This is a genomic window from Luteibacter sp., from assembly GCF_009912395.1.
Classification (GTDB): domain Bacteria; phylum Pseudomonadota; class Gammaproteobacteria; order Xanthomonadales; family Rhodanobacteraceae; genus Luteibacter.
Map to the genome: position 1 here is coordinate 1 of NZ_WNDO01000026.1, position 24517 is coordinate 24517.

The 24517-nt window shown below is 60.4% G+C and carries 25 protein-coding genes; 14 read left to right on the forward strand and 11 right to left on the reverse strand.

Features of this window, described 5'->3' with window-relative positions; translation table 11 throughout:
• The 4 genes from GAK28_RS19440 to GAK28_RS19455 all read left to right on the forward strand — a co-directional run.
• Nucleotides 1–204, forward strand: a 204-nt coding sequence (locus GAK28_RS19440; RefSeq protein WP_291779886.1) for an IS3 family transposase, incomplete at its 5' end; no start/stop codon positions are given.
• A 51-nt stretch (nucleotides 205–255) separates the two neighbouring features.
• Nucleotides 256–1158, forward strand: a complete 903-nt coding sequence (locus GAK28_RS19445) for a nucleotidyltransferase (RefSeq protein ID WP_291783274.1) — start codon at nucleotides 256–258, stop codon at nucleotides 1156–1158.
• 1 nt (nucleotide 1159) lies between these two features.
• On the forward strand, nucleotides 1160–2896 hold the full coding sequence (locus GAK28_RS19450) for a ThiF family adenylyltransferase (protein ID WP_291783473.1): 1737 nt from the start codon (nucleotides 1160–1162) through the stop codon (nucleotides 2894–2896).
• 44 nt (nucleotides 2897–2940) lie between these two features.
• Entirely contained in the window at nucleotides 2941–3417 is a 477-nt protein-coding gene (locus GAK28_RS19455; protein WP_291783277.1) for a Mov34/MPN/PAD-1 family protein, read from the forward strand.
• A 163-nt stretch (nucleotides 3418–3580) separates the two neighbouring features.
• On the opposite strand, the gene GAK28_RS19460 is transcribed toward GAK28_RS19455, so the two are convergent.
• Nucleotides 3581–3997 carry a hypothetical protein gene (locus GAK28_RS19460; protein WP_291783282.1) on the reverse strand — a complete coding sequence of 139 codons (417 nt, stop codon included), beginning with the start codon at nucleotides 3995–3997 and terminating at the stop codon, nucleotides 3581–3583.
• Nucleotides 3998–4933: 936 nt separating this feature from the next.
• Complete coding sequence (locus GAK28_RS19465; protein ID WP_291783285.1) at nucleotides 4934–5215, reverse strand: isochorismatase family protein; 282 nt, start codon at nucleotides 5213–5215, stop codon at nucleotides 4934–4936.
• Nucleotides 5216–5516: 301 nt separating this feature from the next.
• On the opposite strand from GAK28_RS19465, the gene GAK28_RS19470 reads away from it, so the two are divergent.
• On the forward strand, nucleotides 5517–5915 hold the full coding sequence (locus tag GAK28_RS19470; RefSeq protein WP_291783288.1) for a tetratricopeptide repeat protein: 399 nt from the start codon (nucleotides 5517–5519) through the stop codon (nucleotides 5913–5915).
• 57 nt (nucleotides 5916–5972) lie between these two features.
• Here GAK28_RS19470 and GAK28_RS19475 read toward each other — a convergent pair whose 3' ends face one another.
• Nucleotides 5973–6716 (reverse strand): SDR family oxidoreductase, encoded by a 744-nt coding sequence (locus GAK28_RS19475; protein ID WP_291783292.1) that lies wholly within the window; start codon nucleotides 6714–6716, stop codon nucleotides 5973–5975.
• Nucleotides 6717–6825: 109 nt separating this feature from the next.
• Here GAK28_RS19475 and GAK28_RS19480 point away from each other — a divergent pair, with 109 nt between their 5' ends.
• Nucleotides 6826–7722, forward strand: coding sequence for an AraC family transcriptional regulator (locus tag GAK28_RS19480; RefSeq protein WP_291783294.1), 897 nt, complete (start codon nucleotides 6826–6828; stop codon nucleotides 7720–7722).
• 1 nt (nucleotide 7723) lies between these two features.
• Here GAK28_RS19480 and GAK28_RS19485 read toward each other — a convergent pair whose 3' ends face one another.
• Together GAK28_RS19485 and GAK28_RS19490 are read right to left on the reverse strand one after the other, a co-directional pair.
• Entirely contained in the window at nucleotides 7724–8779 is a 1056-nt protein-coding gene (locus GAK28_RS19485) for an NAD-dependent epimerase/dehydratase family protein (protein WP_291783297.1), read from the reverse strand.
• A gap of 16 nt (nucleotides 8780–8795) precedes the next feature.
• Entirely contained in the window at nucleotides 8796–9782 is a 987-nt protein-coding gene (locus GAK28_RS19490; RefSeq protein WP_291783300.1) for an AraC family transcriptional regulator, read from the reverse strand.
• A gap of 205 nt (nucleotides 9783–9987) precedes the next feature.
• Here GAK28_RS19490 and GAK28_RS19495 point away from each other — a divergent pair, with 205 nt between their 5' ends.
• Complete coding sequence (locus GAK28_RS19495) at nucleotides 9988–10911, forward strand: hypothetical protein (protein WP_291783303.1); 924 nt, start codon at nucleotides 9988–9990, stop codon at nucleotides 10909–10911.
• 32 nt (nucleotides 10912–10943) lie between these two features.
• Here the strand turns inward: GAK28_RS19495 and GAK28_RS19500 are convergent, their stop codons facing one another.
• Nucleotides 10944–12002 carry a serine hydrolase domain-containing protein gene (locus GAK28_RS19500; protein WP_291783306.1) on the reverse strand — a complete coding sequence of 353 codons (1059 nt, stop codon included), beginning with the start codon at nucleotides 12000–12002 and terminating at the stop codon, nucleotides 10944–10946.
• A gap of 77 nt (nucleotides 12003–12079) precedes the next feature.
• Complete coding sequence (locus GAK28_RS19505) at nucleotides 12080–12436, reverse strand: hypothetical protein (protein WP_291783309.1); 357 nt, start codon at nucleotides 12434–12436, stop codon at nucleotides 12080–12082.
• 234 nt (nucleotides 12437–12670) lie between these two features.
• Here GAK28_RS19505 and GAK28_RS19510 point away from each other — a divergent pair, with 234 nt between their 5' ends.
• Entirely contained in the window at nucleotides 12671–13228 is a 558-nt protein-coding gene (locus tag GAK28_RS19510; RefSeq protein ID WP_291783312.1) for a fasciclin domain-containing protein, read from the forward strand.
• Here GAK28_RS19510 and GAK28_RS19515 read toward each other — a convergent pair.
• The gene (locus tag GAK28_RS19515) at nucleotides 13221–13586 is read right to left on the reverse strand and encodes a hypothetical protein (protein ID WP_291783316.1); all 366 of its coding nucleotides are present in this window, start codon (nucleotides 13584–13586) and stop codon (nucleotides 13221–13223) included. The two genes, GAK28_RS19510 and GAK28_RS19515, sit on opposite strands and share 8 nt — an antisense overlap.
• Before the next feature lie 695 nt (nucleotides 13587–14281).
• On the opposite strand from GAK28_RS19515, the gene GAK28_RS19520 reads away from it, so the two are divergent.
• The 3 genes from GAK28_RS19520 (at nucleotide 14282) to GAK28_RS19530 (ending at nucleotide 16468) form a co-directional block, all read left to right on the forward strand.
• Nucleotides 14282–14569, forward strand: a complete 288-nt coding sequence (locus GAK28_RS19520; RefSeq protein WP_291783320.1) for a hypothetical protein — start codon at nucleotides 14282–14284, stop codon at nucleotides 14567–14569.
• Nucleotides 14569–14871, forward strand: coding sequence for a hypothetical protein (locus tag GAK28_RS19525; protein WP_291783323.1), 303 nt, complete (start codon nucleotides 14569–14571; stop codon nucleotides 14869–14871). The genes GAK28_RS19520 and GAK28_RS19525 overlap by 1 nt, the downstream gene beginning before the upstream one ends.
• A gap of 667 nt (nucleotides 14872–15538) precedes the next feature.
• Nucleotides 15539–16468 carry a hypothetical protein gene (locus GAK28_RS19530; RefSeq protein WP_291783326.1) on the forward strand — a complete coding sequence of 310 codons (930 nt, stop codon included), beginning with the start codon at nucleotides 15539–15541 and terminating at the stop codon, nucleotides 16466–16468.
• Between the two features lie 179 nt (nucleotides 16469–16647).
• Here GAK28_RS19530 and GAK28_RS19535 read toward each other — a convergent pair whose 3' ends face one another.
• Both GAK28_RS19535 and GAK28_RS19540 read right to left on the reverse strand, forming a co-directional pair.
• On the reverse strand, nucleotides 16648–19941 hold the full coding sequence (locus GAK28_RS19535; protein ID WP_291783329.1) for a TonB-dependent receptor: 3294 nt from the start codon (nucleotides 19939–19941) through the stop codon (nucleotides 16648–16650).
• 197 nt (nucleotides 19942–20138) lie between these two features.
• The gene (locus GAK28_RS19540) at nucleotides 20139–20567 is read right to left on the reverse strand and encodes a hypothetical protein (protein WP_291783476.1); all 429 of its coding nucleotides are present in this window, start codon (nucleotides 20565–20567) and stop codon (nucleotides 20139–20141) included.
• 363 nt (nucleotides 20568–20930) lie between these two features.
• Between GAK28_RS19540 and GAK28_RS19545 the strand changes: the two genes are divergently transcribed.
• Nucleotides 20931–21182: a hypothetical protein gene (locus GAK28_RS19545; protein ID WP_291783331.1), complete on the forward strand. Its 252-nt coding sequence runs from the start codon at nucleotides 20931–20933 to the stop codon at nucleotides 21180–21182.
• A 153-nt stretch (nucleotides 21183–21335) separates the two neighbouring features.
• Nucleotides 21336–23504 (forward strand): TonB-dependent siderophore receptor, encoded by a 2169-nt coding sequence (locus GAK28_RS19550; protein ID WP_291783334.1) that lies wholly within the window; start codon nucleotides 21336–21338, stop codon nucleotides 23502–23504.
• 21 nt (nucleotides 23505–23525) lie between these two features.
• On the opposite strand, the gene GAK28_RS19555 is transcribed toward GAK28_RS19550, so the two are convergent.
• A complete protein-coding gene (locus GAK28_RS19555) occupies nucleotides 23526–23849 on the reverse strand; it encodes a hypothetical protein (protein ID WP_291783337.1) in 324 nt (107 codons plus the stop codon).
• Nucleotides 23850–24043: 194 nt separating this feature from the next.
• On the opposite strand from GAK28_RS19555, the gene GAK28_RS19560 reads away from it, so the two are divergent.
• Nucleotides 24044–24511 carry a hypothetical protein gene (locus GAK28_RS19560; protein WP_291783340.1) on the forward strand — a complete coding sequence of 156 codons (468 nt, stop codon included), beginning with the start codon at nucleotides 24044–24046 and terminating at the stop codon, nucleotides 24509–24511.
• The last annotated feature ends 6 nt before the right edge of the window (nucleotides 24512–24517 follow it).

Below are 24517 nucleotides of genomic sequence, written 5' to 3' on the forward strand. Positions count from 1 at the left end.
GGCAACTGCTACGACAACGCAGCAATGGAGAGTTGGAACCACAGTCTGAAGGTCGAGGCCATCCATGGTGAACACCTCGCCACACGGGAGCAGGCCAAGGCTCATGTGTTTGACTACATTGAGGTTGACTACAATCGGATCCGGCTGCACTCGACCCTGGGCTACCTCAGCCCAGAGCAGTACGAGCTGGCCAATGTCGCTTAGATAGGTGTCCGTAAATCAGGGGCAAGATCACGGTTCGAAGGAGGTACACGTGTGAACGCGCCTATACAGCCGCTGCGTCGAGGCATTCGTATCGTTTACGCAGATGAAAATCCGGGTTTCCACATCGATGTGACTCCCGCTCGGAACGTTCATGGCAATAGCGGAAAACACGGTCACGGCGCCCTTCAAGTTCCTGATCGGACAGCAGGGTGGAAGGCGAGCAGCCCGATTGCTTATTGCGACTGGCTGGACGAAGTGGCCAACATGACGCTGCCCGTGTTTGCAATGGAGTCGCTTACCGCTCGAGCGATGACGTTCGACGCCTCTCAGGAGGACATGCCAGCTTATGGCGAATATGTGGACGCGAACGTCCTGCGAGCGACCATCAAGTTGTTGAAGCGCCACCGGGATATGTGGGCTCTTGAAAATCCGCTGCGAGACTATCGGCCGATTTCCGCAGTACTCACGACGCTCGCGGGACGGGCCTACGAGCACATGTCGCATGGATCCGCTCTGATCGTTCGTCGTCCGATCGAGGCGATCATGGAACTGGTGGAGATCATGCCGCAATTCATCAACGGCAATTTGGACCACTGGCAGGTCTGTAATCCTGTGGACGATGGGGAAAACTTCGCCGAGAAATGGAACAGGCCCGACGGTCATAAATACCGGACTGCTTTCTTCGATTGGCACCGGAGCGCGAAAGAATCGTTCCATCTGGGTCTTCGCGAGACTGCGTCGCTTGAATCGTTCCAGGAAGACATGAGCCGATCGTTCGGGACTAATCGAACCTTGCTTGACAGTGTGTTGAAGGATATTCCCGCGAATTGGAGCATTCCCGGTCTGGCCCCCGGAGTAACGCGGGCATCGCTTGCATTGAGCGCGCTGAGCGGGGAGGCTGTGGCCAGTCGAGCCTCTCAGCGCCACGTGGGTTCGGTCGATCGCCTTGGCTGAGATGGCGGTGGGTCCGGCAATTCAGCGCGGCGTCCAACAACTCAGGCGTTGCTTTGGTGATGCCGCGCTTTATCTCGAAGAAACGAAGGCAGTGGGCGGTGAAGCCGCTGCCTTCTGTTTTGCTCTTCCGCCAGATTACCTTGGAATAAAACGTCGCCTAAGAATTGGATTTCCGACAGCATTTCCCTATCTTCCGTTGGATTTTTCGATAACGCCTTCTCCACGTGTGGATTGGCCGCATTGTATGGAGGGCGGGCTCTGCCTTTACACCGATGGTGAGCAGCCCGTTACATCGACGCCCGAAGCGGCGGTGGATGAGGCGATCGAAAAGGCTTTTGCGCTGATTCGGTTTTCCCTCGCCGAAGCTGACCAAGGCCGACGCGATGCGGAATTTTCCAGGGAAATTCGATCCTACTGGATGATGCAGCAGGCAGTCACGCCATACCGATTGACGTTGGTGGGAGTGCCGGCATGCAGTGGGCCCCTCTATGTGGTTAGTGATCGATCGGACTTGCAGCGAAGAAATTTTCGATACGTTGCCGCATCGAGTTACGAAGAAATCTCGTCGTTCGAGCAGCGATTCGATAGGCGCGTCTTGTCGCAGCGTTCGACGGCCCAGGCCGGTTTTTTTGCGCGACTGAGCAGTTCGCCGCCTCCGCGGCTGCCAGCAGCCGACTTCATTCCGTGGTTGATACCTCACATGGTCGAGGAAGATGTCCCCGCATTCATGCGGTGGACGAAAGACAGCGTTGATCTCGCCTCGCGTTGGCTCGTCGTTAGTCTTCCCGTGGAAGGCCTCGCGATTCATACTTTTCACCTTCGTAGCTCGGAAATTGACCGCAGACGGGCCCGTGTATACGGGCGTCGTTCAACCCGGCGAGCATCAATTCAGGCGTCAAATAGAAGTTACGCCGCAGAGTTCACGCCGACTGACGTCATGGATCCGATAGTGATTCATCATCGCGCCGGACCCGGGGTCCAAGCTCTTATGGGAAAGCGCACGGTATTGGTCGGCGCCGGCTCTCTGGGAGGGGAGACCGCGGTGCTATTGGCGCGGTCAGGCGTGGGCCACTTGACGCTTGTGGATGCGGATCGGTTTGAAGACGTCAACATAGGTCGGCACGTTCTGGGCACGCAAGCGCTTGGCGAAATCAAAGTGCAAGCTTTGCGTGCCCGTATTCTTAGGGACGTGCCAAGTGTCTCCGTGACGGCTATTCCATGTCCCGTTCAGGCCGGCGGCGCTGCGCTTAAATCAGAGCTTGAAAGGGCAGACGTTGTTATCGTTACCACTGCGAACTGGCCATCGGAAGAATATCTATGGAGCTTGAAGTCGGCCGGGGCAAATTGGTCGTTAATTCATGCGTGGAGTGAGCCACATGGTTTTGTTGGCCACGCCCTGGTTGCCCCGTCGGGTAGCTATGATGCCCGTAGGCTGTTTGACCGAGGGAGGTTCACCTCTCGGTTCTCGAATTGGCCGAACAATGGCGTGTATGCCTTGCCCGCGTGCGGGGCAAGTTACATTCCGGGGGCGCCGGTTGCGCTGTCCCGCATCGCGGGAATGACGGCTCAGTTGGCATTAGCTACGTTGATGGGGCAGCCTGCCAATCCTAGGTGGCATTCGACGGTAGGAAATCTGGATCAGCTATTCAAATATGGAGGCTCTTACGAAGGTCCCGGTTTGCCTGAGGGAGCCCATTTTCTTGAACGTGAGATGCCTTGGCCCGAGGCAATGGTTTGAACGGGTCACCGGTTTCGTGGACTTGGTCATGGCCGGACTTTGGCGTGGATCTCCTCGTGAGTAATGCGGCGCGCGATGTGTTGCATGCGGGCCGTCAAGCTCTCGGCGGTATCGAGCGAGGAGGGCTTCTCTTCGTTGATAGCGGCGACGCTCGGGGGCTGATCTTATCCCTGGTGACGCCTTCGCACCCAGATGATAAAGCCGACTCATATGCGCTTCTGCTCAGCGATACTCGCTGCCGGTTAGAGATTGAAGCAGCCAATGAGCGTGGGCTGAGGTTGATCGGCTTTTGGCATTCGCATCCCGAGACGGTTCCTCATCTTTCTGGAAAAGACATCGCAAGCTTCAAATCATTTGGTCGTCGAAACCACGTGGATATGCCCTGGCCAGTAGCAGTCATTGTCGGGCGCAGCAACTCGGTCGACGGTGTAAAGGCGTGGTCTATACGACCTTCTGGCATATATGCTGCGCAGTTAGTTGCCCCTCTTTACACGTACGTCGAAGAGTCGCCAGAGAACTAGGCCTGGCGGGGACAATTCTTGCGGCCAGATAGATCCAGACCGGTAGACCTCCCCGGCAAGATTTATCCAGCGTTGTCAAGGTTTGCTTTGGGTGGGTCAGTCTGATTTGATAGGTGATGACGACCTGAAAGTTTCGGGCTTTCGGGCGAGTCGGGTCGCTGTATCACCGTTGGATGGTACGAATCGTGATTCCTGGTAAGACTGGCTCATAAGTGGGAGGGAACCCATTGGCCACCAAGAGTGCGTTCTTGGTGTTCAGAGGAGTTTGCAACCAAATGAGATAGGCCTGCTCAACGCAAAGACCAGGAAAGTGGGTGAACGGATCGAAGCCCTGAAACATCTTGAACTTGCTGAGAACCAGATCACTCAGGAAGTAGTAATCATCACCGAGTAGGTTACGCTCCGTCGCATCCCGGCAAAGTTCACCATACAAGTCCGTCATGATTTCAATCTTCTCTCCACCTTGTGCATCCATGGGGAGTTGAAGGTTAGGGCGGCCGTTGAATCCTTCATGGGCTTCCTTGTGGCAATCTGGGCATAGGGAAATTCCATTCCCTGTCATCAATTGCATCTCTGGCATGAAGCTCTTTCGACAGATGTGGTGTGCCGATATGCCTTTGGTTTCTTTACATAGGACGCATCGATTGCCATCCCGTGTCCGAATGAATTCGCTCCAGAGTTTTAGGCAGGTTCTGAGCCTTCGGCGTTTATGAACTGCCGTGTGCAGCCGAGCAAGTGCGGCATCGATTTCTTTGATTCTTTCCACTGAATCTCCGGTGGCGTGATTTAGATAGCTGGCCAAGGATATCTATTTATCCCTCTGACGATGTCACTGCGTGGTTTTAAGAAGAGAGAGCGGATATGACGTATCAGGATGATAGTTATATTTGGTGATGACGTTTCAGAGGTGCAAAAAGGGGGCAGTATGCAAAAACTAACGTTCACGCCGTCTGGGCATGTTCCAGACAAGGAGGAGTCGCCCATTGTCTGGGGATGCCACATCTACTTAAGGGAGGATGGCACTTTCGAGTCGGACATGAAGGGGTGGCGTACCCCCAGACTTGAGTAGTAGCCGGTTTCGAATCCAATTCTCCGTTGAACCTGTCCCCAAATCGTTAGCACCTTAAATTGGAGCTGTCGGCGGGTTTGATCCCTTGCGGAATGCTTCCGCGAACTGCGCTGGCGTCCTATCCGCGAGGGAAGAGTGTGGTCGTGGGGTTAACACCAGCTTGTGTACGTAACTAACTAGCTGCTAGAAGCACGCTGATCTCGTTGTTGGACATTCCAATGCCCAGCTTTCCATCCATGTATCGCCAAGTGATCTCATGGTGCTCAATATCGTGTGATCCGATACAGTCTTTAGCCAAAATTATCTTGTAGTCTCGCTGATAAGCGTCAACAACAGTCGTACGTATGCATGCATGGGTATTGACGCCGGCAACGATGAGCTGCGAGCAATCTAATCGAGATAGCCGGTCATCCAGGTCGGTTCGAAAGAAAGTGCTGTAGCGTTTCTTCACAACGACTTGGTCATGGTCTTGCATATCCAACTCAGGAAGAATTTTCGCTCCCGCTGTGCCCGCAATGACCACGTTGATTTTCGCTGTTTTACCTCAAGCGAGGCATCGCTCAGATCCGGTGAAAATTCCTGTTTCACCCAAATCACGCTGACGCTTGCGCGCCGTGCACGAGAGATCAAGTCATTTGTGCTTGCGATAAGCTTGCTTCGTCGCTTGAAAAGCTCGTCATGGACGAAGAAGTCCGATTGCATGTCGACAATCAGAAGGGCAGTAGTCATCCTTTTCCCCAGGGGCCTTAGCCAAATGCGGCGCTGGATCAATCTTGTGCTAGCAGTCCCATTCTACTGTCCAAAACGTTCAAGGATGCGATTCTGGTAGGTGGATCCGCCGTGGTCGCCACACGTTTGAGTTCATCTGCAAGAACGGGCGATTACGCACGTACGGACCTCCTTCGTGCTAACAACGAATGGACACTTTCCGTTATTTTGTCCCATTGCTTTGCCGTTTCGTTCAAGCGGGGTGATGGATGGGTAGTTGATCACCTTTTGAATGATTCGCTTGCTTTCATGAAGGCCTGTCATGTCCCATCACACATCGCCAAAAAGCGTTTCCTCACCGGTAGCCAACCCGAGACAATGGCTTGAAGAGGCATGCGCTCTCTTTGAAGCCGGTGATCGCACCCGATCCATCGAGCTCTTCCAGAAAGCAGCTTCCGAAGGCAATCCTCAGGCACAGGTCAACCTCGCCAACATCTACGACAATGGGGATGGTATTGCGCGCGACTTTGATAAGGCGCGTTACTGGTACAAGCGCGCCGTCAGGAACGGTATGCCCGAGGCCGCATACAACCTCGGGGTCAGCTATATGGCCAGGGGAGACAAACGCTGGGCCATCCATTGGCTGAAGGTAGCCCTTGCGATGGGTGATATCGACGCTGCCGAACTCCTCCATCGCACCATGTCCGAACACCATGGATGACATTCGAGGGCTAGGCGCCCTCGTTTGTCGCGCGCAGCAGATGTCTCCAGCGACGACTTACCAGCCGTAAGGCGCCAACCGCGGCCCATCCCCATCATGGAAGAACCCACCCGTAGGTCCCATCCACCCAAGCGTCGCCAGGCGAACTGCAATCACCGCACCTTGCTCCACCGTCCTGGGCGCCCACTCACCACCCATGTCAGTGGCGACCGACCCCGGGCAGGCGGCGTTGACCTTGATGCCTTCGTTCAGAAGCTCCTTCGCCAGCTTCACGGTGAACATGTTCAGCGCGGTCTTCGACGCCGAGTAGCCGGTGGCGTGGAGGCTCCAGATGGGGGCGGTCATGTCGGCGGTGAGTGAGATCGAGCCCAGTCCGCTGCTGATCATGACGATACGTGCTTCCTTTGACTTGCGTAGCAAGGGCAGGAATGCCTGGGTGACGCGCATGGTGCCGAAGAAATTGACCTCGAAGACGGCGGCGATGCTGCCCAGGTCTTCCTCGCTGGGCGGTGACTGCAAGCCGCTGCCGATGCCCGCATTGTTGACCAGGACATCCAGCCGCCCGGACTGTGCCTCGACATGCGCCACGGCCGCGCCAACACTGGCCTCGTCGGTGATGTCGAGTTGCACGAAGTGCGCCTGGATGCCGGCCGCACGCAGCTCGTCCGCAGCGCGGGTGCCGCGATCTACATCGCGACATCCCAGCCAAACGGTATGGCCCAGCACGCCAAGCTGGCGTGCGGTTTCACGTCCGATTCCTTTGTTCGCGCCCGTGATCAGGGCGATGCGTTCAGCCGTCATGAGAGTGCCTTCGTGGGAGGAGGCTCATCGTAGGAAGACGGGTCGGAAGCGGCATTCCCGATCGTGCCGGACATTTGCCTAATTCTTCCATTCCATCTACCGTGCGCCCATGAGCCCTCGGACCAACATGGCCAGCCGCGTATTGGCGGAAGTCGCCCCTTTCGTGGCTTACCAGCCCGATGCACCGGGGCTGGCCACGCCCATTCCTCGTTTGACGGTGTGGTCCAGCACGCGCCCGACGCCACCGGCCCAGGCCACGTTCTGCCCGGTGTTCTATGCTGTTTTACAGGGCACCAAGGCGCTGACGGTCGGTGGCAATCGTTTCGAGCTGACCTCGGGCGACTGCGCGGCCGCTTCGTTCGGCCTGCCTTTTACCAGCCAGTTGGTCGAGGTGAGCCATACGGCGCCTTATGTGGCGACATGTCTCCAACTCGACACCGCCCTCCTTATCCGGGTCATGCTCGATATGCCCAAGCGGGAAGACCGCTGGGTGTGTTCTGCGGCCGGGGGGAAACTGGACGGCGCCGTGGGAGAAGCCTTCATTCGCCTGGTGGGGCTTTTGTCATCACCCGACGATATCCCGGTGCTCGGCGCCCATCATGAGGCCGAGCTGTATTACAGGCTTCTGCAGAGTTCGATGGGCGATACGTTGAGGCAGCTCGGCCAGGGCAACGGTCGGATACGCCAGATTCAGACCGCCGCCAACTGGCTTTGCGCAAACCTGGATAGTCCGTTCGTCGGCGCCGACCTGGCCGCGTCGGTGGGCATGAGCCTCACGTCGTTCCATCGTCATTTCAAGGTGGTCACCGGCTACAGCCCGATTGCCTTCCAGCGTCATGTACGCCTTCTGGAAGCGAGGAAAATGCTGATGTCGGGAAGCATCAACGTATCGGGCGCGGCCTATGCCGTGGGCTATCTCAGCACGTCCCAGTTCAGTCGCGAATACAAGCGCATGTTCGGTACGCCGCCGCTGGCCGATCTCGCGAGCGCCCACGCGGCGGTGTGATTCAGCGTGGCGCGGAGACCTGCGTGTCATCGAAAGCACGCATCGCCGCGAGACTACGTCCGGCCGCGGCAATGGCGATGCGCGCGTTGCGGGGATGCCATCCCAGGAGCTGCGTCGCCTTGGCGTTGTTGGTTCGCTTGGCATAGCCAAGGTCATGCACGAACGGTCGGACTTCCGCTTTGAAGATCGCCATGATCCGCATCACCCAGTCCGGAATGAGGCGGTGGGGTACCTGATACGCGGCCTGCCCGAGTTCGGCGCGCAGGATGTCGGCGATCTCCCGCATCGGCAGGGTGGGGCCATTCGATAGCAGGAAGCGTTCGCCGGCTGCCGCAGGGATGCTCATGGCCAGCACGTGCGCTCGCGCGACATCGCGGACGTCGACGATGGGCAGGTGAAGGTTCGGTAGCCCTGGCATATCGCCCATGAGCATGCGCAGGATCACGCGGTTGGCGCCCGAGATGTCCGGTCCCATGATCGGGCCGACGACGGCGACCGGCAAAAGCGTGGCCAACTGCATGCCATCGCCCTCCCTCGCGATGAAGTCCCAGGCGGCACGCTCGGCCAGGGTCTTGGCCTTGGTGTAGGCATCCACGCCCGGACCTTGCAGGTTGGACCAGTCGGCCTCGGTGAACGCGTGGCTATGGCGCGGATGACCCCAGCTCACGGCATGGAACGCCGATGTCAGCACGACGCGCCGGACGCCGGCCCGGCGAGCGGCGCGCAGCACGCGCAGTGTTCCGTCGTGGGCCGGTACGATCGCATCGTCTTCATGGTCCACATGTCCGGGAAGTACGGGCGACGCGACATGCATGACGGTATCCACGCCGTGGGTGGCCTCGGCCCATCCCTCGTCGCGGAGCAGGTCCGCCGTCACGAAGCTCAGGTTGCTGCCGTGAGGTACGCCGGCGTCGGTGAGTGACCGGCGAACGCGGGCTTCCTGATCGGGAGACCGAAGGGTGGCACGCACCCGGTACCCTTCCTGCAGTAGTTGAAGAAGGCAATGCCCGGCAATGAAGCCGGAGCCGCCCGTGACCAGCACGTGGACGTGACTCATGGGGTTCCTCAAGGGTTCAACGAAAACCGGCGCCGTGCCGTGCACGCCATCGCAGTGGTGTCGTCCGCTCCCATGCTCGAAACGCTCGCGCGAAAGAGTTGGGTTCGACAAAGCCCACCAGCATGGCGATCGCGATCGGGTCCAGGTCGGTGTTGACGAGCAGACGGCTGGCCGTGATGCGGCGTACCTGGTCCAGTTGCGCCTGGAAGCTGGTACCGCAGGCGATCAGTCGTCGCTGGAGCGTGCGAGCGCTCATGCCCATGCGCGTCGCGACGTGGGCGAGGCTGGTGCGGCGACCTTCACTGAGTTGCCGCGCGATGGTCACGCGCAGGTCGTCGACCAGCGCGTCCGCATCGCGAGACTCGACGAGCTGGCGCTCAAGCCCGTCGATGATGCGGGTGAAGGCGTGCTCGTCGGCGCCGACGAACGGCGCATACAGCACGTCGATAGGCAGGATCATCGCATCGACCATCGCTCCGAACGTTACGGTGCATCCGAAGTGTTGTTGGAGAAGAGCGGCGTCGGCTGCCGGTCGCGCCAACTCGATACGGATCGGCGCCACCCGTCCTTCCGATCCCTGCCGGATCATCGCGGCCAGGGAGGCCATCGTGGTATCGACCAGAAGGCGCGGTACGCGCTCTTTGGCGTGTAGCCAGCGGTAACGCACGCGTATCTCGGTGCCTGCGGCCTCCACGTCCACCACTTCTGGGCAGGTAAGGCGCTTGTAGCGGGCCAGTGCCAGCAAGGCGCGCCGAAGGTCGGGGGCGTGGGTTGCCACGATGGCGGCGTGGCTGAAGCCTTCGGCGACCGCCCTTTCGCCAAAACGCAGCCCGGCCGAACGATCGTCAAGGAGCTCTTCGGCCGTGGTCCAGAGGCGGAAGAAATCCTCGGTGCCCAGCGACGGTGCCGGGACGACGCCGGCCTGTGCGCATAGCGCATCGAACGCGATGCCGGTACGCGCGAGGGCGAGGGGGGAGACCGGGAACGTCGAGGGCGATGCCATGGGGCCAGCATAGGTAACCTCATGGGGCGGAACAAATCCGATCGCGCCAACCTGCCTGGGGTGGCCGGCGTTGCCTTCAGGAGGACGTTACGGCCCTATGGACGCGGTGGATCCCCGGACGCGGATGCTGGCGCTATAGTGAGGACAGGCGCCTCTCCGGTTAAAAGTCCGGGCTCTCACCCACAGAAGTGCAAGGGACTTGCTCATGCTGGCTAAAGGTCGACGGTTGGTCATGCTCGCCTGTATCGCTCTTACTGGCGTGCATCAGGATGTATTCGGGCAAGGCGTAAGTCGGTTCGATCAGCTGATAGCGATAGAGCGCGCAGCGTCCACGGCGGAGGCTACAGACCGGTCATCGGGTTTGAAAATCACCCAGGCATACGAGAGGCTCTATCCCTTCGATCGAAAATCGGTCTCCCGCATGGATGGGGCGACCGCGCGGGAGGGTTTCGATGCCGCCGAGGTGGCGGCCTTCTACGGTAGCGATTCGTCTTACGTCGACCAGATGCATGCCTATCTGACTCGGCTCGAAACGCTGCATGCCGCCAGCGATCGACAGTACGCCAAAATGCAAGGCATCGATGTGATGCATCGGCGATTCAAGGACGCCATCGCGATAGCCCGAAGCCATCCGGTCGAAGGCATGCAGTCCGTGCCGCGCGTTGAGGGCTGGGTGGATCAGGGTACCTCGCCATCGTACCTGGTGCCCTCCGATGATCGTCTCTCCCTCCATTATGCGAATGCATCGCTGCACGGTCGGCAGGTCATCGTCATCGCTCACCCGCTCTGCCACTTCTCCGTCAATGCCATGCATGCCATGGAAGCGCGAGGCAAAGCGACGGTCGAGGCATTAAAGCGCATGCGCTGGATGACGCCGCCAGAGATGAATCTGTCCCTCACTGCCATCACCGGGTGGAATCGCGACCATCCTGAAGCGGCCATGGCCTTGGCTACACGGTTGTCGGATTGGCCCATACTCGACGACTGGAAGACCCCGACGTTTTACTTCATGGAAGACGGCAAGGTCGTTGAGAAGATTTCGGGATGGCCGCCTGTCGGTGGAGAGGAACGCTTTTACGCTACCTTCGACCAATGGACGGCCGGGGGCTCTGGCCAGAAACATCCATGATCGAGACGCCTAGCCGAACGTGTCCTCCCTGATCACTTTGCGCCATGTGCTTGTATAAGAACGGACTGCCCTTTCGGGGCATCGAGTATGCCGTTGATGGCATCCGCAATGGCATAGACATCGTTCCGGTTCTGGCTGGTCATGAGGATGATGGTTCGCCCCTTTGCGGGGAAAACCATCAGCAGCGCCTCGAAGTTGTGATCGTTCCCGTCATGCACATGTTTCACCAGCCGGTCGCCATCCATCTCGCCGTGGCCCAGGCCGGTCTGTCGCTTGGGGTCAGGGCTGGCCAGGATCTGACGCGTGCTTTCGGGTGTTATCAGGCAAAACATCGTGATGCAGTTGGACCAATGGAAAAGGTCATCCACGGTCAGCGCCGGCCAGCCCGAGAGATAGACCTTCAGGGTGTCCTGCGTGAGGTTAGCGCTGAACCCGCGCGCTACGCGCGGCGTGCCCTCGACGGGGTCGATGACGGCATCGGTGACCTTGGCCTTCGGAAAGACACGGCTTCTGACAAAGTCGTTGAAGCCCATGCCGCTGACCTTCTCGATGATCCGGCGACGCAAGAAGGTATTGTTATTGTTGTACGCGTAATGGGTCCTGGGCGGAAAATCGAGCTTCTCCAGCGCGCGAAGATTTCGAAAGGCATCGGCGTCGTTGTTCACCGTATTCCAGTCGATGTCAGGCAGGCCGCTCGTGTAGTGAAGAAGGTCGTTGATCGTGACGCTCTTCGACCAGGACGGAAGGTCGGGTATGAACCGGGACACGGGGTCGGAGAGCGACAGTTTGTGCTCCTGGGCGAGCATCAGTATCCCGACAACATCGAACTCCTTGGCGATGGAACCTATATCGAACCGGTCCGACAGGGAGAGCGGCACCTTGCGTGTAGCGTCCGCATAGCCAACCGCCCTGCGCAGGATCACCTTTCCCCGGTCGGCGACCAGGACATTACCGTTGAGGGTGCCGGTATCGCGTGCATGGTCGAGATAAGCATTCAGGGAGACCACCTGAGGCTCGGTGGCCATGGCCGTGCCGGAAAAGGTGGCAGTACATAAGGCCCCGAGGGCCACGCACGAGAGGATGAATTTCACGATCGGAGCCCGGGCGGTTCGAGAAGCCCATTCGATGCGAACGGCCCGGGAAGGGTTTACATGAAAGATAGTGCGATTTAGGGCTTGCTGGTATCCACTGGCACGCACTTGGGCGGCGTGTAGATCGTTTCATCGCCAGCCATGCCAGGAATCTTGAGGTCCGAGCAGGTAAAGGTGCGGCCATCGCGCTTGATGGTGGTGCGATAGGTGAGCGTCTGCGGCCGTATGCTGCCCGGCGCGGTGCTCTCCAGGCTGTCGAAGGTCAGTTCGGAGGACGAGTGAACGCCGAGCGCGTCGACGGTCTTGATCATCAAGGGGCCGGGGATCGGATCAAGGGACGTGTTCGTGGCGCATCCCGTCAGGGAAAGCGGTAGGCAAAGAAAGAGCCACTTGCTCTGCGTGGCGATCATTCGGGACAGTGGTGTCGAAGGCATGCGGCATGACCCTGATAAGAATGAGATTTTGTACATGGAGCTACATCAAGACATTGTCATGATGATAATCGATGGGCGGGGTGGGCATATCTGGTTTTCGAGTATGCGCGCCATGCGGTCATTGCTATCCTTGGCAGCGCGACGGTGAGGCGTCGAACCCCAAGCACACGTCAAACCATGGAATCGGATTTACCTATGAATAGAGGGTGTTGGATTCTTCATGGCGTTATAGGCGTGGCTGCTGCCACATGCGGTTCACCTGCTTCGGCCCAGTGGATATCGACTGCACCGCAGCCGCCGATAGAGAACATTTCCAGCATCATCCAGGAAAGGAAAAACACCCAAGTCTTCCAGGAGGCGGTGACCAAAGCCGGAGGATGGAGGATCTTCGAAAAGCTTGGTGATATCACGGTCATGGTCCCCGACGACGATGCGTGTCGTATCGCGCAGGTCAACGGAAGCTTCAGTGGGCTTCACACCGAAACGGAAGCTCGTGACTTCGTATTTCGCCATGTCGTCAAGGGCCAGGTCAACCTGCAAAGTGTCGATCGGCCCAGGACCCTCGGCGTCATTGAGGGCGAACGCGTGATAGCGAACTGGGTGCCGGTCAGCAGTCCCGTGCAGTCGGTAAGGGAAGGGCAGGTTGCCTATGCGACCGCACTTTCGGGAGCGCCGCTTCCCCTCAGGGTCGAGAAAGGAAGCGCCTATATCGGCCGTGCCCGGATTCAGGGCGCGACGGGTTTTGTCGTATTGGGCGGTAGTGTCTTCGTCGTGGACGGGTGCGTTATTTGAACTGAGCGAAGTCCACGGGCTCCTTGACGAAGTGGCCCGTGCCGGTCAGCACGCGTTCGACATCTGCGATCACGGCGGTGTTGTTGACCTTCGCCGAGATGAAAAGACCCCAGATATCGTCGTCGATCTCGTAGTGGCCGCCAGGGTAGCGCCAGTAACCGAAGTAACGATCCTGGGACATTGCGATATGGGGATCGTCGAGGCCTTCCGGATGGCGGAGCTGGGTTGCGCCCAGCGCATCGCGCAGTATCAAGCCGATGTTGGGAAAGCCTTCTTCCCGGTGATCGTCCATGATCTCAACAAGCAACTCGCTACCGTGATACACCGGGCGAATCCTGAAACGGATGGCTTTGGACATGGCTGCGCTCAGATGTTGCGGTGATAGAACCGGTTGTCCACGGCCATGCGTGGAAACGTTTCAGACAGGGCATTCGGATCGATGGATACGACGCCGTGCTTTTCATGGAAGCGACACCCATCGGTATGCGTCGAAGCAAAAAAAGATGCAACGATAAGTTGCAAATTCCCCACGCACCTACAGACATGACGAAAGCGATCTGATACTTTCGCCTCGTTGCCTGTGGATCGGATGCAAAGAAGAAGCACAGGCAACCTCGCTCACCCCATGGGTGATAAGCGCAGCCGCCCGGGTGCTTGCAACACCCGAACGGCCACTTCCTCAACCTTTCACAACAAGGCTGAAGCAATGTCGAAGTCTACGTCATTCCCGTGTCCACCGCTTGGACGCGGCATTCCCCCCGACGATCATCGCCCGGCCCTGAGTCCTTCCGGACGCAGCTGACGCGCCTCGGCGCCCTGGCGATCACCTGCCTGTTTGCCTTGCCGATCCTGCCCGGCGCGTTGCCGTGTGGGCGGAAGGGGTCGCCTGACGCCGAATCACTGCGCTGGACGCCGGCTTCCCGATGGGGGAGGCACGGGAGCCAGCGCTTGTCACCCGAGCGATGAGGGGCGCGTCGAGAGGCGCGCTCCGGGGTGTGGCACGGCTACAAACGTGCCGCACCTCGGGTCCGGGTACCCTGGGGAGATATCTCAATGAACGCACCGAACGACGCCGAGCGGCTTGGCGAGGGCAGTTACGTGCTCGATCCGGAGGTCGGCCTGGATACCTTACTGGACGACGCGGGCGAATGGCTGGCGTATGCGGAAGGCATCAACGAAGTGTTGGCCGAGTGCTTTGCCGATCTCGATGTACCGAACAGGCGCCATCTGATTCGACTTCTGGGTGCGAGTACGTTGCTGACGCGCATGGGTATGCAATGCGTGGCGCAAGCAAAGGTGCGGCGTATCTGGGATGCGAAGGCCGTGCTGGGTGCGCAATGATGGATCTACCTGTTGTTCCGATTCTCACCGGCGGTGTGGTGCTGCTCGCGGTGAACGTGATGGTCTACCTCGACCGCATGAACGGTCGTTCCCGGGCCTGCCAGAGCGCGCGGGATTTTTGCTATGTGTCGTTTGCTTTCTTTCTCGCCGGAACGTTCGCGTTGCTCGATCTCACGACGCATGCGTGGATCGATCCGATGACGAACGTGGCATTGGCCGTGCTCAAGGCAACGGGCGTGGGCCTGGCATTGACGACAGCCTCGGCGCTCGGCTTCTGCATCGCCTCCCGCACACACCTGTAGGAGCGCGCTTGCGCGCGATGGGGCTTGCGGTGGCCTGCATCGCGCGCAAGCGCGCTCCTACAAGAGCTGGCATGGGCAGCCTGCGAGGCTTGTCGTGCCAAAAACATCTGTAGGAGCGCACTTGCGCGCGATGGGGCTTGCGGCGGCCTGCATCGCGCGCAAGCGCGCTCCTACAAGAGCTGGCACGAGCAGTCCGCGAGGCTTGTCGTGCCAAAAACATCTGTAGGAGCGCGCTTGCGCGCGACGGGGCTTGCGGCGGCCTGCATCGCGCGCAAGCGCGCTCCTACAAGAGCTGGCATGGGCAGTCTGCGAGGCTTGTCGTGCCAAAAACATCTGTAGGAGCGCGCTTGCGCGCGATGGGGCTTGCGGCGGCCTGCATCGAGCGCAAGCTGTAGTGGCCCCGGGGAGGCGACGAATCCTTTAGTTAAAGAGGCACTGGACGCGGTACCGAAAATATTCGTCCGCTGTTTCACGGTTGTTTCGGGGAAATCAACGCTTACAGCAACCTTCTCAATACCGGGACGAAGATCCAGGGGGGGGCTGCGGCCGCCGTACGAGTGCCAGGAGGCTACGCGCTCAAGATATGGGAGGCGTGTCCTTCGTTCCGTTCCGTATCGGAGTATCTTGGTGTCAACCTTGTATCGCCAAAATGACTCGGATCAAATCGATGTACGCCGATCCTACCAATGCTGTGCAACTCGTAGCCTGTATCTATGAGGCAATCGATCGAATCGACGTATCCCGCGACTTCCGGACCATTCCGCTTGTTGCCGCGAGTTTTTGCGACGCAATTCACGACTCCTTTTGCGATTCCCATAAGAATGCATTGGCGGCCGCCCATCGGTATCTATCGTCGGGGGAAATCACTGAAGCCGACCAGTGGATACATGTATTAGCAGGGCGAGTCGGAAGCAGCTATCCATCAGGGACCGACGCATCATTCATAGCGAGGGAACGCCTTGTGTGGGGGGAGCTCAACAGAAACACCGTGCCTACTGTAGAGGCCATTGAGTTCCTTCTTCGGAGTGGAAAGATCGCTGGTGTGCCTTTCGAGCGAATGCTCGAAGCGGTCAAACGATCCATGGGCGGATTTTTTCCGGATCCGTTGCATGCGGAAGGCGATTCGCCTGAGCCAACGTGTCCGTCGAAGGGGAAAACCTCAATGAACATCGCCATCCAGTCCGATCCGCTTCCCGACATATGTCAGCTTGTCCGAGCCATGGGCTCTTCGCTGGAAGATTTCGACTGGCATGTTGGGAATATGGAGGCCGTGCCTTGGCCTGTTGACAACCGAGAGGGTTGGCTGAGCGGTCGCGAGTTGTCGGAGCGCCTTCTCGTGGAGCCCGTACAAATTTTCTGGGGCGTGCTCGATGCATTCCCTGTAGGGATGCGGACGGATGTCGAGATTCTGCCATGGGCCGATGGAAATCTCTCGGTCTGGGAGCCCGGCGCAAAACCACAGATCGACGGCGCCCGTTTCGAGATTGTTTTCTGGGATAGCGGAGAAGTCTTGTTGATAGGACTTTCCGAGGCGGAGCGTGTCCGGGTGAAGGACGCCTTTCCTGAAGCGCGCTTCGTCGGTCATTCGACAGGCTAGTCTGAACGCATCCAGAGAGGACTGCTCGAAGCGATTCAGGCACGGGATGTTGCGTGTGCGTAGTGCTGAGCTCTGCACCCCGCTGACCAGTAGGAGCGCGCTTGCGCGCGACCCGCGGCAGCGGGCCAGATTGCCGCTGCCGCGGGTCGCGCGCGAGCGCGCTCCTACAGGGTGTTACGTCAGAACGAGTAGCGGGCTGTCAGCTGCAGCGACCAGCGCGACTGTGCACGATCGTCTTCCGTGACGTACGTGCCCGGGTTGTAGTTGCCCTTCGCATCCACCGGTAGCGCGTACACGTACTTTCCCGTCGCCGGATCCACGCCCACGAAGTTGGCCAGGCTGCGCATGTACGGGTAACCGATATCGCGCACCTGACCCCACCGCTTGTTGATCAGGTTGGTGACGTTGAAGATATCCAGGCGAAGCTCGCCCTTGTTGCCCTTGAACAGGCCCGGGATCTCCTGGCGGATGGAGAGATCCACCTCGTTCACCCACGGCGAGTGCGCGGCGTTGCGCTGGGCTACGCGGCCCTGGCTGTCCTTCAGGTAGCTGTCGCGGCCGATGTAGCTGTAGAACTGGTCGATCGTGCCCTGCTTGGTACCCGCCTGGAACAGCACGTCACCCGGCTTGGGGATGTACGCCAGGCCCAGCGGCGAGGACGTGCCGGTGGCGGCGATGCCACTGACGTCGTTGCCGAACACCCAGCTGTATGGCTGGCCGGTGTGGCCGTCGTAGAACGCCGAGACGCTGGTGTTGTAGTCGCCGAAGAAGCGGTGCTGCCAGCTCAGCGACGCGATGATGCGGCGCTGAACCTCGAAGTTGCTATGGCCCGTGGCATCCGCATTGGGATTGAACACGGCATCGTTCGCCCAGGTGCTGGCGGCCACCTTCTCATTGCCCGAGCTCACATCCTTCGAGCTGCCGAACACGAAGCCCAGCGAGCCGGACCAGTCGGAGTCGGACGTGAACGGCTTGGACAGCTGCAAGGTGCCGTAGGTGGCCTGGCCCTTGCTGGTGTTGCTCAGGTAGATCACGTTGCCGAAGCGCGGATCGCGGTTGGCGCGCGGCGCGGCGCAGATGCCGCCCTGCGTGGCGCAGATCGCCTGGCCGGTGGCCGTCTTGCCCACCGTGCGGAAGGCGTTGGGATCGGTCGTGGTCCAGTAGCTCTGGCGACCGTCCGGCAGCACGCCGGTAGCAGCGCCCAGGTTCAGGTCCTGGAAGCGCACGCCGTTCTTCGTCTCCAGGTGCTCCACCTCGGCGGTGAACACGAGGTTCGACCACGGCAGCTGGTGATCGAAGCCGAGGCTGGCCTTCCACACTGTGGGCATCTTGAAATTACGGTCGGTGACGTCGACTTCGGGCGAGCCGCCCTTGCGCACGTTGTTCGGAATCAGCGGGTTCATTGGGTCGGCCGTGAAGCCGGTGCCGTTGGACGACGAATAGCTGGTGAGCGACAGGCCGTTGTTCGTGTACGGGTTGGAGAGCCACACGCCCGGAGGTGCGCCTTCCGACAGACCGATGCCGCCGCGCAGCTGGGTGGCGCGCTCGCTGTCGAACGCGTAGTTGAACGACGCGCGCGGTTCCAGCACGCCGTTGCCGTCGATCGTCGCGTTGTTCGGGTAGCCCGGGAACGCGGCGTTGAAGGTCGGGTTGGCCATCGGCGAGCCGCTGACCTTGGGCAGGTCGTAGCGCAGGCCGTACTGCAGCGAGAGGTTGCCGAGCTGCCAGGTGTCCTGGGCGAAGAAGCCCCACTGGGTCAGGTCCCACTTCGCGGCGATGCTCGACAGATCGCCGTCGGTCGGACGATAGACCGAGTAGCTGAAGTAGTTCTTGTTGGCGAAGGCGTCGATGCTCGGGAACACGTACGCGCCGAACTCGGTGCGACCGAACAGGTTGTAGAACTCGTCGCGCTGGTAATCCAGGCCGGCCTTGATCGAGTGGTCGCCCACGTTCCAGGTGCCGGCGAAGAAGCCATTGTAGGAACGGATGCCGAGGATGTTGTAGTGGCGGAATTCTTCCTCGCCCAGGTTCACCGACGGACCGGTGATGGTGTTACCGGTGATGGTGCCGTTGGTGTAGACGCGCACCTGCGGCTGACGCGTGGCGACGGTCGGCGAGGCATCGTACTTGGAATACGAGAACGAACCTTCGGTGGAGAACGAATCATTCCATTCGTCGTAGGTATTCAGCACCCACTGTGAGTCTTCGCGGTGCTTGGTGAACCAGTAGCTGGACAGGCTCAGGCTGGGCGAGGTTGACGAGGTGCTGTAGCCGTTGAGGTTGGGCTGCTCGCTCTTGGTCTTGTCGTAGCGCAGGCTCAGGCGGTGGCCGTCGGCGATGTTCCAGTCGATCTTGAACAGGCCGCGCTTTTCTTCCTGGTTGGCGCCGCTGGCCGTGGCCGTGCCCGGGTTCATGCCCAGCTGGCTGGCGATGGACGAGATGCGGTCGATGTCGCCCTGGCTGATGGGGACGATATTGCCCTTGCCGGAGCCGAGCGGGCCGAAGTTCGGCGCGGAGGCGACCGTCTTGGACTTCTCGACGCTGGCGAAGAAGAACAGCTTGTCCTTGATGATCGGGCCGCCGAACGTGGCGCCGCCGGTCCACTGGCGGGTATAGCCCTTGAACTCGTTGCCCGCGCGGTCGTCGCCGACCATGTTCGAGGCGTTGCGGTACACGTAGTAGGTAGAGCCGTGGAAATCGTTCGTGCCGCTCTTGGTCACGATGTTGATGTTCGCGCCCACGGCACGCTTGTTCACCACGTCGTAGTCGGCGGTGTTGATGTTGTACGCCTCGATGGCGTCCAGCGACACGGGCTGGTTCAGCGCGGGCAGGCCGTTGTCTTCCAGGCCGAACGAGTCGTTGGTGGGCACCGAGTCGATCGTGATATTGTTGTAGCGGCTGTTCTGGCCGAGTGCCGAAATCTCGCCCTTGCTCTTGTTGGTGATGGTGATCGCCGGATTGAGGCGGGCGATGTCCTGGATAGAGCGATTCGGCACCGGCAGCACGTCGAGCTGCTGGCGCGATACGCGCACACCCATGCCCTTGTTGTCGGCGTTGAAGGTCTGCGCCATCGCCACGTCGGAGGCGTTGGCGTGCACCTGCACGTTCTCGAGGTTCGTCGCGGTGGAGGCCGGGGTGGCCAGCGACAGATCGAGGTTGGTGTCCTGGGCCAGCTGGAGGTAGACGCCGTCGCGCTCCGCCGTGCCGGCGGGCGTGGTGGCGATCACCTCGAAGGGGCCGCCCAGGCGCAGGCCCTGCGCGCGGTAGCGGCCATCGGCGTCGGTCGTCACTTCCCGGGTGGTGCCGGAGGGGACATGGACGATCTTCACGGTGCCGCCCGAGACGGGGGCGCCGCTGGCGTCCAGCACGCGGCCGCTCATGGAGGAGGAGGTGTTCTGGGCCTGGACGGCGCCCACGGCGAACAGAGCAGCGATGGCCACGCACAGCGTGCGGCGCCGGACAAGAAGTTCCATGTTGTTCCCTGACGATGGTGCGGAGTGGTTTCCGCGTGTGAGGCTGCGGCCGCGCACGGTACGTCAGGATAATTTACGATCCGCTGCAAAATTCTTGCGGACCGGTGACGGGCACCCGCCAGATGTCCGTTCTGTGAGGCAGGTGGCACTCCGCGACCATGCGCCGGGCCGGTCGGGCCCGGCGCATGGGGGCGAGGTCACTCTACGTGATAGAGCACCGCGGCACCCGGCTTGGCCTCGAAGGCTGGCACGGTACGCTGCTTCAGCGGCTGGCCCTTGGCGTCCCAGACCAGGGTATCCTGCGGGTAGTCGTCCTTGCGGGTCATGGCGTCGATCTGCTTCACGATCACCGCCGTGCTTTCCTTCACTTCGGGGTTCCATTCGAACACGCCCACCCGGCCGTAGAAGGCCGCCGGTGCATCGGCGTCGAGGCGACGATCCGGGCACATCACGAGACCGCGTTCCAGCATCACACGTAGCGCACCCACGGGAACGGCCTTCACGGTCGGCGTGGTGCGTTCGGTACTGTGGCCCGGGCAGACGTTGGCAGAACGGGTCACCATGTTCTCCACCACTTCGCGGTCGGATTCCGCGAGGGCAGGCATGGAGGCGAGTAGCGCGAGCAGGACGAGCGGGGACTTCCAAGACATGGACCAACTCCTCTGAAGGTAATACGGATCCCGATGATTCCCCGGGCCTATTATCTACAACTGGCTTCAAGGTGGGGAATGTAGGATTCGCAGGCGCGCACTGGTCCGTTGTTTGTCGATCGGGTACCTTCGCCCCGATAGGGGCACTGGGGTGAAAGCGTGGGAGTGACGAGTACATGGACGCATCGCATCGGACTGCTTGCCATGGCCTTGGTGAGCACGACCTGTTTTGCAGCGAATGACATGACCGTGTGCCAGTTGTACGAAAGTCGGAATAACGCGCCATCGGGTCGCATACGCGTTGTCGCGACTGCATGGATGGATCGCGGTCATGGGGCCATGTTGAAGTCTTCTACCTGTCGCGCGGGAGAAACGATCGACTTTCGATTCGCCGGCGATGTACCAGAGGGCACGCGAATGAAGGCGTTCGACCAAGCCTTGACCGGAGACGTCATGGATCGATCCTTGCGCGCTTTCGATGTCCGGGTCATAGGCCACTTCACCGGTGCTTCTGTCGCGAACTCCCATGGAATGTTTCATATCGAGGACGTGGAATGGTTCCGTCGTACCTCGGAAGAGCATGGCCACTGATGGCGAGCCCGCCATCCTGTCGATGTAAGAATGTTCTTAATCTGTTAAGATCGCCGTCCAAACGATGAGCCAGCCCGTGAGCAAGCCCCAGTCGTGACACGAACGAGGGCGCCACGCGTGGGCGCCCGGGGTCTCTATCTCGGGGTTTTCATCATGTCTCATCGTATCCAGGGCCGACCACGGCTCTCCCTGCTTTGCCTTGCCTTGATCGTCGCGGTTCCCACCATGGCGCACGCGTATGTCGATCCGGATGTCGACGACAAGGACAAGAAGGCCACGACGCTCGACGCCGTGAAGGTGCAGGGTGAATCCGCGCCGACGTATACCGTGAACCGTTCCGCTGCCACGACGCGCCTGCCGCTCACGTTGCAGGACACGCCGCAGTCCATCAGCGTCATCACCGAGCAGCGCATCAAGGACCAGAACCTCACCAGCCTGCGCGCGGTGCTGGACAACACGACAGGCGTGAATTCCACCGCCTACGATTCGGAACGAGTGGTGTTCTGGTCGCGCGGTTTCCAGATCGAGAACATGTCGTACGACGGCGTACCCATCGCGTCGAGCCTCAACATCAGCTCGGCGGATTCGTCGCTCGATCCGTCCATCTACGAACGCATCGAGGTGGTCCGTGGCGCGACGGGCCTGTTGAGCGGCGCCGGCAGTCCGTCGGCCATGATCAACTTCGTGCGCAAGCATGCGGACAGCCGCACGCCCGAGGCCGAGGTGTCGGTCAGCTATGGCTCGTGGAACACCCAGCGCGAGACGGTGGATGCGTCCGTGCCGCTGAATGCGTCGGGTAGCGTGCGCGGCCGTTTCGTGGCGGCGCACCAGGATGGCGATTCGTATATCGACCGCTACCACAGCCAGAAGAACGTGGCGTATGGCGTCATCGATGCGGACCTGGACGACAACACCACGCTGAGCGTGGGCTACGACTGGCAGAAGACCCGTCCTACCGGCGTCACCTGGGGTTCCTATCCGGTGTTGTTCTCGGATGGCGGTTTCATCCACTGGCCGCGCGGCTTTTCGTCGGCTGCGGATTGGACGCACTGGAACAACACCACGCAGACGGCCTTCGTCGACCTGAAGCACGCGTTCGCCAATGGCTGCCAGGTGCACGCGATGGCCAGTCATCGCAAGACCGATGCGGACTCCACACTGTTTTACGTCTTCGGCGCACCGGATCGCCAGACGGGTGGGGGCCTCACGCCGTATGCGTACAAGAGCTTCCAGCGCGGTAGCCAGAATAACCTCGATCTCTACGCGTCCGGTCCGTTCAGCGCGTTCGGAAGGGAGCATGAGCTGGTGGTTGGCCTGACCGGATCGCATTACCGGAACGATTACTTCAATCACCCGCATGGCGATCTTCCGGATATCGGCAATTTCCTGGATTGGACGGGCAACTATCCGTATCCAGATTTCTCGGCGGCGAGCGAGCGGGTATCCATTGCCCGTACCGAACAGAGCGGTGCGTATGCGGCGGCCCGGCTATCGCTGGCCGATCCATTGAAGCTGATCGTAGGTGCGCGCTACGCCCGCTGGAAGAACGACACCAACGACAGCACGGCCGGCATCTACCATGAGAAGGCCAGCAAGACGATTCCCTATGCCGGCCTGATCTACGACATCACGCCCCAGTATTCGGCCTTCGTGAGCTACACGCAGATCTTCGATCCGCAGACCAACCGCAAGGCGGACGGAAGCTATCTCCAGCCGGTGCTTGGCACCAGCCGGGAAGCCGGTATCAAGGGACGGCATTTCGATGGCGCACTCAACACCTCGCTGGTGTTCTTCGATACCCGCCAGGATCACGTGGCGGACGCGCTGCCGGGTGTCTTCCTGCCCGACGGCACCACGCAGGCGTATCGCTCGGTAGACGGTACACGCTCACGTGGCTACGAATTCGAGGCGTCGGGTGCGCTGTCCAGCAGCTGGAACGCGACGCTGGGCTGGTCGCATTTCAACGTGAAGTCGCCGGACGGTGGCGCGCTGCGGCCTTCGTTGCCCCGCACCCTGGTGCGCGTCTTCACCACCTATACGCTGCCCGGCTCGTGGAGCGGCCTGACGGTGGGCGGTGGCGTGAACTGGCAGGGTCCGTCCAAGGCCGATATCGACGACGGGCACGGCGTGGTTCGCCTGCATCAGGCTTCGCAGACCTTGCTGGGCGCGATGGCCCGTTATGCGATCGACGACCACGCATCCGTCCAGTTCAACGGCGACAACCTGTTGAACAGGAAATACTTCGTGCTGGATGACGCCAGCAACCTGTACTACGCGCCCGGATCGACCTGGACGGTGTCGTTCAACTACAAGTTCTTCTGACCGACACCACCGGTGCCCAGCTCAGGGCGGAGGCGGCTGGATCGTCTTCGCCTTGAGCTGCTGGTTCAGCACCAGCCAGCCGATGAAGCTGCCCACGGTAAGCAGCGTGGTGACCCACAGGTGGACCGCCATGGAGGTCTGCATGTCGCCGAAGCCGAACAGGTTGTAGCCGAATCGCATGCTGATGAAATGCAATTCACCCAGCGTGGTGGCGACGGCCAGCCAGACAAAGCCCTGGTTGCGGGTTCTCTGCCAGGCGTTCAGCATCAAAAGCAGGATGCCGATGGACGCCAGGAAGCCGACGATCTGCGGAAGCGCGATGACGATGTCCCCGTAAAAACCCATGTGTCCTCCCCTGGAAACGTATCTGACGAGTCGTGGACCAGCGCGCAGCGCCGGGCGTGGCGAGTATGGGGTGGGATACCGGCGGGGTAAAGGGATCGCATTACATCGATGGGCGAATTGGGCATTTTGCCGGCTTACCACACGCTGGTGCGATAGCTTCTTGCCGATTGCCCACTATCGTCCGGAGTTCCGTCATGCGCGTACGTCTTTCCATCTCTCTTGGGCTCGCCGTATGGCTTGCCGCGGGTTCCGCCACGGCGTCCACGCCGCCCGTCACCGGGCTCGGCCAGTCCTGGCCGAACACCACCGACGCCAGTGCGAATCCTGGTTATCACGTCTACGTGTTCCAGCGTCTCGGCGTGCGCTATGTCCAGGTCAACGACGCATCGGGCGGTGTGCGCGGCGCTATCGCCTACGATGGCAAGAGCATCGGGGGCCTGCCGGTCGGTACGGATGCCAGCCATTGGGTAACCCCCACGGAAGGTACCTACGTGCCCTCGCGGATGGCGAACGGCGTGACGGTCTATAGCGACGATGTCATGACGATCACCGTGGCGGTCCAGCCCGACGGTTCGATGCTCATGTCTGCCGCTCCGGTGGACTGCCATGGAGATCCGGCGGAGTGCAGCCTCAAGAACCCGCTGGTGCCGTCCTCACCCTGATCGAAC

Bases quoted from the DNA above. Each gene is read 5' to 3' on its own strand.
- GAK28_RS19450 (WP_291783473.1), top strand. From the start codon at position 1,160: ATGGCGGTGGGTCCGGCAATTCAGCGCGGCGTCCAACAACTCAGGCGT.
- GAK28_RS19460 (WP_291783282.1), bottom strand. From the start codon at position 3,997: ATGCCAGAGATGCAATTGATGACAGGGAATGGAATTTCCCTATGCCCA.
- GAK28_RS19465 (WP_291783285.1), bottom strand. From the start codon at position 5,215: ATGACTACTGCCCTTCTGATTGTCGACATGCAATCGGACTTCTTCGTC.
- GAK28_RS19470 (WP_291783288.1), top strand. From the start codon at position 5,517: ATGTCCCATCACACATCGCCAAAAAGCGTTTCCTCACCGGTAGCCAAC.
- GAK28_RS19475 (WP_291783292.1), bottom strand. From the start codon at position 6,716: ATGACGGCTGAACGCATCGCCCTGATCACGGGCGCGAACAAAGGAATC.
- GAK28_RS19480 (WP_291783294.1), top strand. From the start codon at position 6,826: ATGAGCCCTCGGACCAACATGGCCAGCCGCGTATTGGCGGAAGTCGCC.
- GAK28_RS19485 (WP_291783297.1), bottom strand. From the start codon at position 8,779: ATGAGTCACGTCCACGTGCTGGTCACGGGCGGCTCCGGCTTCATTGCC.
- GAK28_RS19490 (WP_291783300.1), bottom strand. From the start codon at position 9,782: ATGGCATCGCCCTCGACGTTCCCGGTCTCCCCCCTCGCCCTCGCGCGT.
- GAK28_RS19495 (WP_291783303.1), top strand. From the start codon at position 9,988: ATGCTGGCTAAAGGTCGACGGTTGGTCATGCTCGCCTGTATCGCTCTT.
- GAK28_RS19505 (WP_291783309.1), bottom strand. From the start codon at position 12,436: ATGCCTTCGACACCACTGTCCCGAATGATCGCCACGCAGAGCAAGTGG.
- GAK28_RS19515 (WP_291783316.1), bottom strand. From the start codon at position 13,586: ATGTCCAAAGCCATCCGTTTCAGGATTCGCCCGGTGTATCACGGTAGC.
- GAK28_RS19520 (WP_291783320.1), top strand. From the start codon at position 14,282: ATGAACGCACCGAACGACGCCGAGCGGCTTGGCGAGGGCAGTTACGTG.
- GAK28_RS19525 (WP_291783323.1), top strand. From the start codon at position 14,569: ATGGATCTACCTGTTGTTCCGATTCTCACCGGCGGTGTGGTGCTGCTC.
- GAK28_RS19530 (WP_291783326.1), top strand. From the start codon at position 15,539: ATGTACGCCGATCCTACCAATGCTGTGCAACTCGTAGCCTGTATCTAT.
- GAK28_RS19535 (WP_291783329.1), bottom strand. From the start codon at position 19,941: ATGGAACTTCTTGTCCGGCGCCGCACGCTGTGCGTGGCCATCGCTGCT.
- GAK28_RS19545 (WP_291783331.1), top strand. From the start codon at position 20,931: ATGTTGAAGTCTTCTACCTGTCGCGCGGGAGAAACGATCGACTTTCGA.
- GAK28_RS19550 (WP_291783334.1), top strand. From the start codon at position 21,336: ATGTCTCATCGTATCCAGGGCCGACCACGGCTCTCCCTGCTTTGCCTT.
- GAK28_RS19555 (WP_291783337.1), bottom strand. From the start codon at position 23,849: ATGGGTTTTTACGGGGACATCGTCATCGCGCTTCCGCAGATCGTCGGC.
- GAK28_RS19560 (WP_291783340.1), top strand. From the start codon at position 24,044: ATGCGCGTACGTCTTTCCATCTCTCTTGGGCTCGCCGTATGGCTTGCC.